8 protein-coding genes and 3 pseudogenes are annotated in these 6124 nt (G+C 70.0%); 3 read left to right on the top strand and 8 right to left on the bottom strand.

Translation table 11 applies throughout. From position 1 onward, the window contains the following. Window positions 1-213: 213 nt before the first annotated feature. Complete coding sequence (locus FED44_RS34575) at window positions 214-408, bottom strand: hypothetical protein (RefSeq protein WP_111701239.1); 195 nt, start codon at window positions 406-408, stop codon at window positions 214-216. A 368-nt stretch (window positions 409-776) separates the two neighbouring features. Here FED44_RS34575 and FED44_RS36185 point away from each other — a divergent pair, with 368 nt between their 5' ends. Further along, window positions 777-929, top strand: a complete 153-nt coding sequence (locus tag FED44_RS36185) for a hypothetical protein (protein ID WP_167521667.1) — start codon at window positions 777-779, stop codon at window positions 927-929. 50 nt (window positions 930-979) lie between these two features. On the opposite strand, the gene FED44_RS36860 is transcribed toward FED44_RS36185, so the two are convergent. The 4 genes from FED44_RS36860 to FED44_RS34560 form a co-directional block, all read right to left on the bottom strand. Next, window positions 980-1273: a tyrosine-type recombinase/integrase gene (locus FED44_RS36860; protein WP_208759329.1), complete on the bottom strand. Its 294-nt coding sequence runs from the start codon at window positions 1271-1273 to the stop codon at window positions 980-982. Between the two features lie 347 nt (window positions 1274-1620). Beyond that, the gene (locus FED44_RS36855) at window positions 1621-1923 is read right to left on the bottom strand and encodes a hypothetical protein (RefSeq protein WP_208759328.1); all 303 of its coding nucleotides are present in this window, start codon (window positions 1921-1923) and stop codon (window positions 1621-1623) included. A 175-nt stretch (window positions 1924-2098) separates the two neighbouring features. Then, entirely contained in the window at window positions 2099-2347 is a 249-nt protein-coding gene (locus FED44_RS34565; protein WP_111701240.1) for a hypothetical protein, read from the bottom strand. Next, window positions 2348-2719: a DUF6247 family protein gene (locus tag FED44_RS34560; RefSeq protein WP_111701241.1), complete on the bottom strand. Its 372-nt coding sequence runs from the start codon at window positions 2717-2719 to the stop codon at window positions 2348-2350. A 707-nt stretch (window positions 2720-3426) separates the two neighbouring features. On the opposite strand from FED44_RS34560, the pseudogene FED44_RS34555 reads away from it, so the two are divergent. Both FED44_RS34555 and FED44_RS34550 read left to right on the top strand, forming a co-directional pair. After that, window positions 3427-3790 (top strand): annotated as a pseudogene (locus FED44_RS34555) (single-stranded DNA-binding protein); the annotation flags it as partial. 82 nt (window positions 3791-3872) lie between these two features. Next, a pseudogene (locus FED44_RS34550) lies at window positions 3873-4535 on the top strand (IS3 family transposase); the annotation flags it as partial. Here the strand turns inward: FED44_RS34550 and FED44_RS38345 are convergent. The 3 genes and pseudogenes from FED44_RS38345 to FED44_RS37895 all read right to left on the bottom strand — a co-directional run bounded on the left by FED44_RS38345 (window position 4496) and on the right by FED44_RS37895 (window position 6116). Next, complete coding sequence (locus FED44_RS38345; protein ID WP_316246884.1) at window positions 4496-5323, bottom strand: hypothetical protein; 828 nt, start codon at window positions 5321-5323, stop codon at window positions 4496-4498. The pseudogene FED44_RS34550 and the gene FED44_RS38345 overlap by 40 nt on opposite strands. 210 nt (window positions 5324-5533) lie before the next feature. Further along, window positions 5534-5758 (bottom strand): annotated as a pseudogene (locus FED44_RS34540) (helix-turn-helix domain-containing protein); the annotation flags it as partial. Between the two features lie 160 nt (window positions 5759-5918). Further along, window positions 5919-6116: a type 1 glutamine amidotransferase family protein gene (locus FED44_RS37895; protein WP_244302515.1), complete on the bottom strand. Its 198-nt coding sequence runs from the start codon at window positions 6114-6116 to the stop codon at window positions 5919-5921. Between the last annotated feature and the right edge of the window lie 8 nt (window positions 6117-6124).

Here is a 6124-nt window from a genome sequence, read left to right as displayed (position 1 = left end):
GGACAGCGGAGGCACAGGTGGGCGCCGGCCGAGGCGGCCGGTCGACCAACATCTGAACCGTTCGCGCCGAAGGCCGCGAACATCTGACGACACGTGCCGATCGCCCGGAGGCGGCTTCGGTCGTCACCAGCGCTCGCGAGCCCCAGGAGAGCAGCGCCCCCTGACAGGGCCGGCGTCGGCGCGGCTCCCTGTGGCTGGCTTCCTCGTCGGCTGTCAGCCACATTTTTGGCAGCGGATCACCGCGTGGGCGGTGGTGTGGCTGACTGCGTTGTTGGCGAGGTCGGCCAGTTTGCGGTAGCTGGGCTTGCCGCGGTGGCGATACAGCTCCTGCAACCGGTCGCGGAGGGTGGCCAGGGCGTCCTGAGTCGATGCGGGCGATGAGGTGTCGGGCATGGTGGGATCGAGCATCCCAGACCGTCGGAAAACGTAAAGCCGTTTCGGGTGAACTGATCCTCGCAGCCACCACGCCCTCTCACCGGCGGGGCAGAGTGCGTCAGGAATCGTAAACGCCGCAGCTCGGTGGTGTCAGCGGCCGTCAGCATCCGTCAGGTGCTGTACGACTTCATCCCGTTGTGTCAAAGATCGGGCGAGAACGTCAACGGGCCTTCTGTGTCCTGCAGCCTGGACTCACGCCGCGAAATCCTCCGTCGGCGCCGCCCCGGCACCTGCCATCGACACAGGTGAACAGGGTGGCGGGTACAGGCCCGTCGCAACCGTCGCCGGTACCACGCCACCCCGCGGGGCGCACTCCACCTATGGCAAGGGGACGCACCCCCATGACGATCCTGTCTCAGCCGACCGCCGTCGGCACCATCGGCGCCCTGCTGCTGGTTATCCTCGCCATCCTCGCCGTGGTCTATGTGTTCTCCGCCGACCCCGGCCGCCGGACCCGGGCACTGCGGGTGCTGCGCCTCCTGCTGCGCCGCTGACACCCGATCCCCTCGCAGGGGCACAGGGCCGGGCCATCACGTCGGCTGATTCAGCGCCGGTGTGCGGCAGGATCCCGGCCCTCTTGCCAGCGGGCCAGCGCCTCGGGGGAGACACGGGCGTAGCGGGCCAGCGAGGCGACCGAGGTGTGCCCGGAGTAGGCCAGCAGCGTGGAGGTGTTGGCGCCGTCTTCCGCGGCGTGCGTCAGCGCCGAATGGCGCAGCTGGTGCAGCGTCCACGGCCCGCCCGCAAGTTCGGCGGTGGCGGTCTCGAAGCACTCGGCGGCTCGGCGGTAGGACAGGCGGGCCCGCCCCGAGGCCAGGTCGAGGTCGGCGGGCGGCAGCACGACGCGGGCGTGGCGGCCGGTGAGGAAGACCGGCCCGGTGCCGCGGCCGGCCAGCAGGCGGGGCAGCAGCCGGGCGGTGGCGGTGCGCCAGACGATGACGTGTCGACCGCGCCGCCCTTGCGCCGCACCCGGGCCCGGCGGTTGCGCGGATCGAGGTCGGCCACGTCCAGGGCGAGGACCTCCTCGGCGCGGGCCGCGGACTCATACAGCAGCCGCCCCAGCGTCCGCTCGCGCAGCCCGAGCTTGGGGCGGGTCAGCAGCGCCTCCACCTCCGCGCGGGCCAGCGCCCGGGTGCGGTCGGGGGTGCGCGAGCGGCGGCGGATGCGCCGCAGCGGGTCCCCGGCCAGTCAGCCCTGCGCCACCCACCAGGTGCAGGCCGAGCTCAGCGCGTCCAGCCGGGCGTTGAAGGTCGCCGCCGCGGCGCCGCCCCACCGCGCGGCGAACCACGTGGCGAGGTGGTCGGCGCCGGCCTCGCCCTCGAGTTCGGCCAGCGGGGCGCGCTCGCCGAGCTCGGCGGCCAGGGCGCGCAGCGCGATGCCGTAGGCGCGGGCGGTGTTGGGGTTGGGCACCTGGGCGAGGAACGCGCCGGCCGCCGCGCCCAGCGGTGGCGCGGCCGACGGCTGCAGGCGGTGGACCGACCCCACGAGCACCCCCTGAGGGCTATCGCAGATAAGCAGGGGGAGTCGCCCCCGCCGCGGCGGGGCGTTCTCCCAGGACGGCATCGACGCTATCGCAGATAATCACTCACTATCTGCGATGAGAGAAGGCTCCTGCCGATCGCCTCCCTCGCCCCGCTGGCCCTTCAGCCGCATTCTGCCTAAGGGTTCAGCCCAGCCAGTCGATTCGCAGGATGTGGACCTCACGCTGCTCGTCGAGGACGAGGTATACGGCCAAGCCGCAGCGACCGAAGGCGTGGGTGAGCATGTTGGCCTTCGGGTTGTCCGGATTCAGGCGCTGGCCACTCCAGGGATGAGTCTCCAACAGCGCCCGGAGTTCGAGGAACGGGTTGATTGCCTCTGTCGGCAGGGCCTCGACCTGCTGTCGTGCACCAGGGTCGAGGTCAACCTTGTACACCTATTGTCCCTTTTGCGCTCTGCTTCGGAGCCTCGCCTCGAACGCTTCGTCCCAGAGGACGCCGCCGGTCGGTTCCCCGAGGTCGGCGCGACGTTGAATCTCCTCGGCCCGGTCGATCATGCGGGCGTACTCGACCCGATCGGCTTTGAGTACGGCGTGCCGCCACCAGCTCTCGACACACTCGTGCAGCGGAGCCAGGTCCAGGTCGTCACCGGCTTTCCGGAGGGCTTCGCGGTACTGCCGGTCGAAGGCATCCAGATCTTCAACGGGAAGAGCTGCGCGAATGGCGCGTGGGCTGCGGTCGTTACGGAGCGACGCACGGATCTCCTCGGGGGTTCGCCCGTGCCCCGGCTCGTGGGGTTGCGCCGTCATGGTCAACTCCTCTCCCGGCTCAGCTAGAGGATACAGAGCGCCTCGGCCGGGGCGGCCAATAAATCAGCGTCGAGGGTTCACGGCCGAACCCGTTTGTGGAGGTGGTTCCCGTCCTTCCGGCGGGTTCTTGATGCAGTGAGGAGGCCGTCCGCCTGCGCCGGGAGTTGGCCGAGCTCAACCGGGATGCCTACCGCGCATTCGGGCGGCGGAGGCGGGCAGAGCATCGGCCCGTTTTGGCCGGCGATCCGGATCCAGGACGGGTCGCGGTCTAGACGATCACGCCGGAGGGGTACGTCGCCGCGCCGGGCGCGGACGATCACGGAGGCCGGGGGTCCGTGGCGGACGCCGGGGCGATTGCCGAGGCCAAATTCGTGTTCACGCCTGCGAGTCCTCCCTCACCAGAACACCGCACGGCCCAAGCACGGGTCCCGGCACAAGGGAGCAGGACATGACCCTCACCCTCGACACCCCCTCGGCCCGACCGACCTGAGCACCTGCGGCCACACGACCCAGATCGAGCAGCTGTTCCGCTGCACCGACCACAGCTGGATCTGCCACGACTGCATCAGCCGGGCCATCGAGGCCCACCGCCTGGCCCACCGTCGCCAGCCGGAAGGTCTAGCGGGCCAGACCCCGGCGCGGGGGCGCGAGTCCCCGCGACCCGCCATCAACCCCCGCCATCAACCCCTGGGAACGGAGAAGCTCCGATGGCCAACGAGATCACCATTACCATCGTCGGCAACCTCGTCGACGACCCACAATTCCGCTTCACCGCGGCAGGCCACGCCGTCGTAAGATTCCGCATCGCCTCCACACCCCGCTACCAGGACCGCCAGACGGGGGAGCGGAAGGACGGCGCCAGCCTCTTCCTCACCTGCACCGCCTGGCGCGAACTCGGCGAGCACGTCGCCGAATCCCTCCACCGCGGCACCCGCGTCATCGTCCAAGGCCGCCTGCGCCAGCGCACCTACGAGAACGAACCCGGCGACAAGCGCACCGTCCCACGAACTCGACGTCGACGAGACTGGGCCCTCCCTCCGCTTCGCCACCGCGACGGTCACCAAGGTCAAGGCCGCCCCGAGCAGCGAGGTACCACCGCAGCCCTGGCCGGCGGCCGCCGCCTGACTCTTCTCCATATGAGTTTGGGCAAAAGCAGCGGCTGATGGGTGAGCTGGGCATCACCGGGCTGGTCCGCGGCAAGGCTCGCCGCACCACGATTCCCGCCGACCAGGCCGAGCGGCCGGCCGACCTGGTCGGGCGCGAGTTCTGCGCGCCGGCTCCGAACCGGTTGTGGGTTGCCGACCTGACCTATGTCCGCACCTGGTCAGGATGGGTATACGCGGCCTTCGTCATCGACGTGTACTCCCGGATGGTCGTCGGGTGGCAGGTCGCCACCCACTTGCGTACCGACCTGGCGTTGGACGCGCTGGAGATGGCCATCTGGCGGCGCAGCCACGACAGCGGTGCGGACCTGTCGCAGCTGGTTCATCACTCCGACCGCGGGGTGCAATATCTGGCGATTCGCTACACCGAGCGCCTGGCCGACGCCGGGGCGGTCGCCTCCGTCGGCAGCCGCGGCGACTCCTACGACAACGCCCTGGCCGAGTCCTTCAACGGGCTGTTCAAAGCGGAGCTAATCCGCCGCTACGGCCCCTGGAAAGGCGTGGACGACGTCGAACTGGCCACCCTGGAGTACCTCGACTGGTACAACCACCGCCGGCTGCACACCGCTTGCGGCGACGTCCCGCCCGCAGAGTACGAAGCGATCTACTACCGTCACCAACAGGCCGCACTCACCGCGGCACAAACCAAGTAGCCGAGTCTCCACAAAACCCGGCGCGGTTCAGGCATCGGCGTAGAGCTTGGCCGTTCCCAGGGGTTGGCGGAAAGGGAATCGGCGGCGAAGTCGCCGACGGCGGCGAGGGCCGGGACCGGTTCGAGCGCCTGGACGAACCCGCTCAGGTAGAGCGGGAAGGCGGTGACGACGAGCGGGCTGGCCAGCAGTTCATCACACCTGGCGCGCAACTCGTCCCGCGGCAGCAGGCCCAGCTGCGTCTTGGCCGCCCACAGCAGGGCGACTTTGGCGGGGGCCTCCGGGTGCGACTGCCGTATGGCGAGTTCGAGCTGGGCCCGGTCGCAGCCCAGCGACAGCGCGAGGCTCTCCAGCGTGAACAGGAAGCCGAGCATGGCGCCGACCTGCCGTAGGCCGGTGTCGTCGTCGGCGAAGGCGGTGGGCAGCAGCGTGCAGTAGTGCGCGTATCCGGCCCTGCCGACGCTGATCACGACGCTGCGCAGGCACGCGCAGGAGCTGGTGCCGGTGCTCGTCCGGGAGGCGGGCCGCACCTTCCCCGGTAACCTCGCCGAGCTGGATGGGTGGACGCCGCCGTGGGAACGGCCGGCCGTACCGGCGGAGCGGGCCCGCCCGGCCGCCGTGCTGAGCGAGCCGGTCGCCGCACTGGTGGCCCGGCACCCGCAGGCGTGCGACGCCGTGGCGGCCCTGCTCGCTTGCCCAGCACTGGTGGCTGGCCGGAGCTGTAGGAGTTCCGGGCCGTCACGGACCGCATGCGCCCACACGGCTTCGCCGTAGGGGGAACGGTCATTCATGATCCGGAAGGTACTGGCCGGTCCCGACAAAACCGGTACGCCCTCACCCGGCATGTGAAAAGACACATGCCGGGCTCGGATAGATACCGTGGCCGACCGACGGCACCTGTGGCGATGAGTGCGGAGTTGCCGCTCGATCGCATTGTTGGTCATGCAGGTCGCTGCGGCGGCCACAGAAGAGCCGCCGGGAGTTCTGATTGGTGGCGACGGTCACGTTGCGGCGCTGGTCGAGAAGTGTTGCCGGTATCGCTCTGGGGTGGTGGTCAGGTGCCGGGCGAAGACCCGGTGCAGCGTCTCGCCGTGTTTGTACCCGACCATCCTGGCGATGGTGCCGATGGTTAGGTCCGTCGTCTCCAGCAGGCGGCGGGCCCCCTCGACACGCAGGCCTTCCACGAAGGCACCCGGGGTACTGCCGGTTTCGGCGCGGAAGGCACGGGCGAAGCTCCGCGCTCATCCCCGCCCGCCGTGCCAGCACGGCCACGCTCAGGTCTTCTCCCGGATGGTCGGGCAGCCGTTGCTGTACAGACCGGATTGCTGGGGTCCGTGCGGGCTGCGCAAGCAGTTGGGTACTGAACTGTGCCTGGCCCCCGGGTCTTCAGGTGAAGACGACGAACCAGCGGGCAATCAACTGCGCCACCTCGGTGCCGTGGTCGTCCTCGACCAGCGCCAGCACGAGATCGATGCCGGCGGTAACCCCCGCCGAGGCCCACCGGCTCCAGTCGCGCTCATAGATCCGGTCCGGTTCGACGAGCACGCGCGGGAAACGCTCGGCGAGCAGCCGTGCGACGACCAATGTGTCGT

It is taken from the genome of Microbispora triticiradicis (assembly GCF_005864065.1).
GTDB lineage: Bacteria > Actinomycetota > Actinomycetes > Streptosporangiales > Streptosporangiaceae > Microbispora > Microbispora triticiradicis.
Note: the sequence above shows the minus strand (reverse complement) of the source record. Positions and strands in the feature narration are given on the sequence as shown.

What these genes read in the sequence shown, in the direction of transcription:
- FED44_RS34575 (WP_111701239.1), bottom strand. Translation starts at nt 408, where the DNA reads ATGCTCGATCCCACCATGCCCGACACCTCATCGCCCGCATCGACTCAG.
- FED44_RS36185 (WP_167521667.1), top strand. Translation starts at nt 777, where the DNA reads ATGACGATCCTGTCTCAGCCGACCGCCGTCGGCACCATCGGCGCCCTG.
- FED44_RS34560 (WP_111701241.1), bottom strand. Translation starts at nt 2,719, where the DNA reads ATGACGGCGCAACCCCACGAGCCGGGGCACGGGCGAACCCCCGAGGAG.
- FED44_RS38345 (WP_316246884.1), bottom strand. Translation starts at nt 5,323, where the DNA reads ATGAATGACCGTTCCCCCTACGGCGAAGCCGTGTGGGCGCATGCGGTC.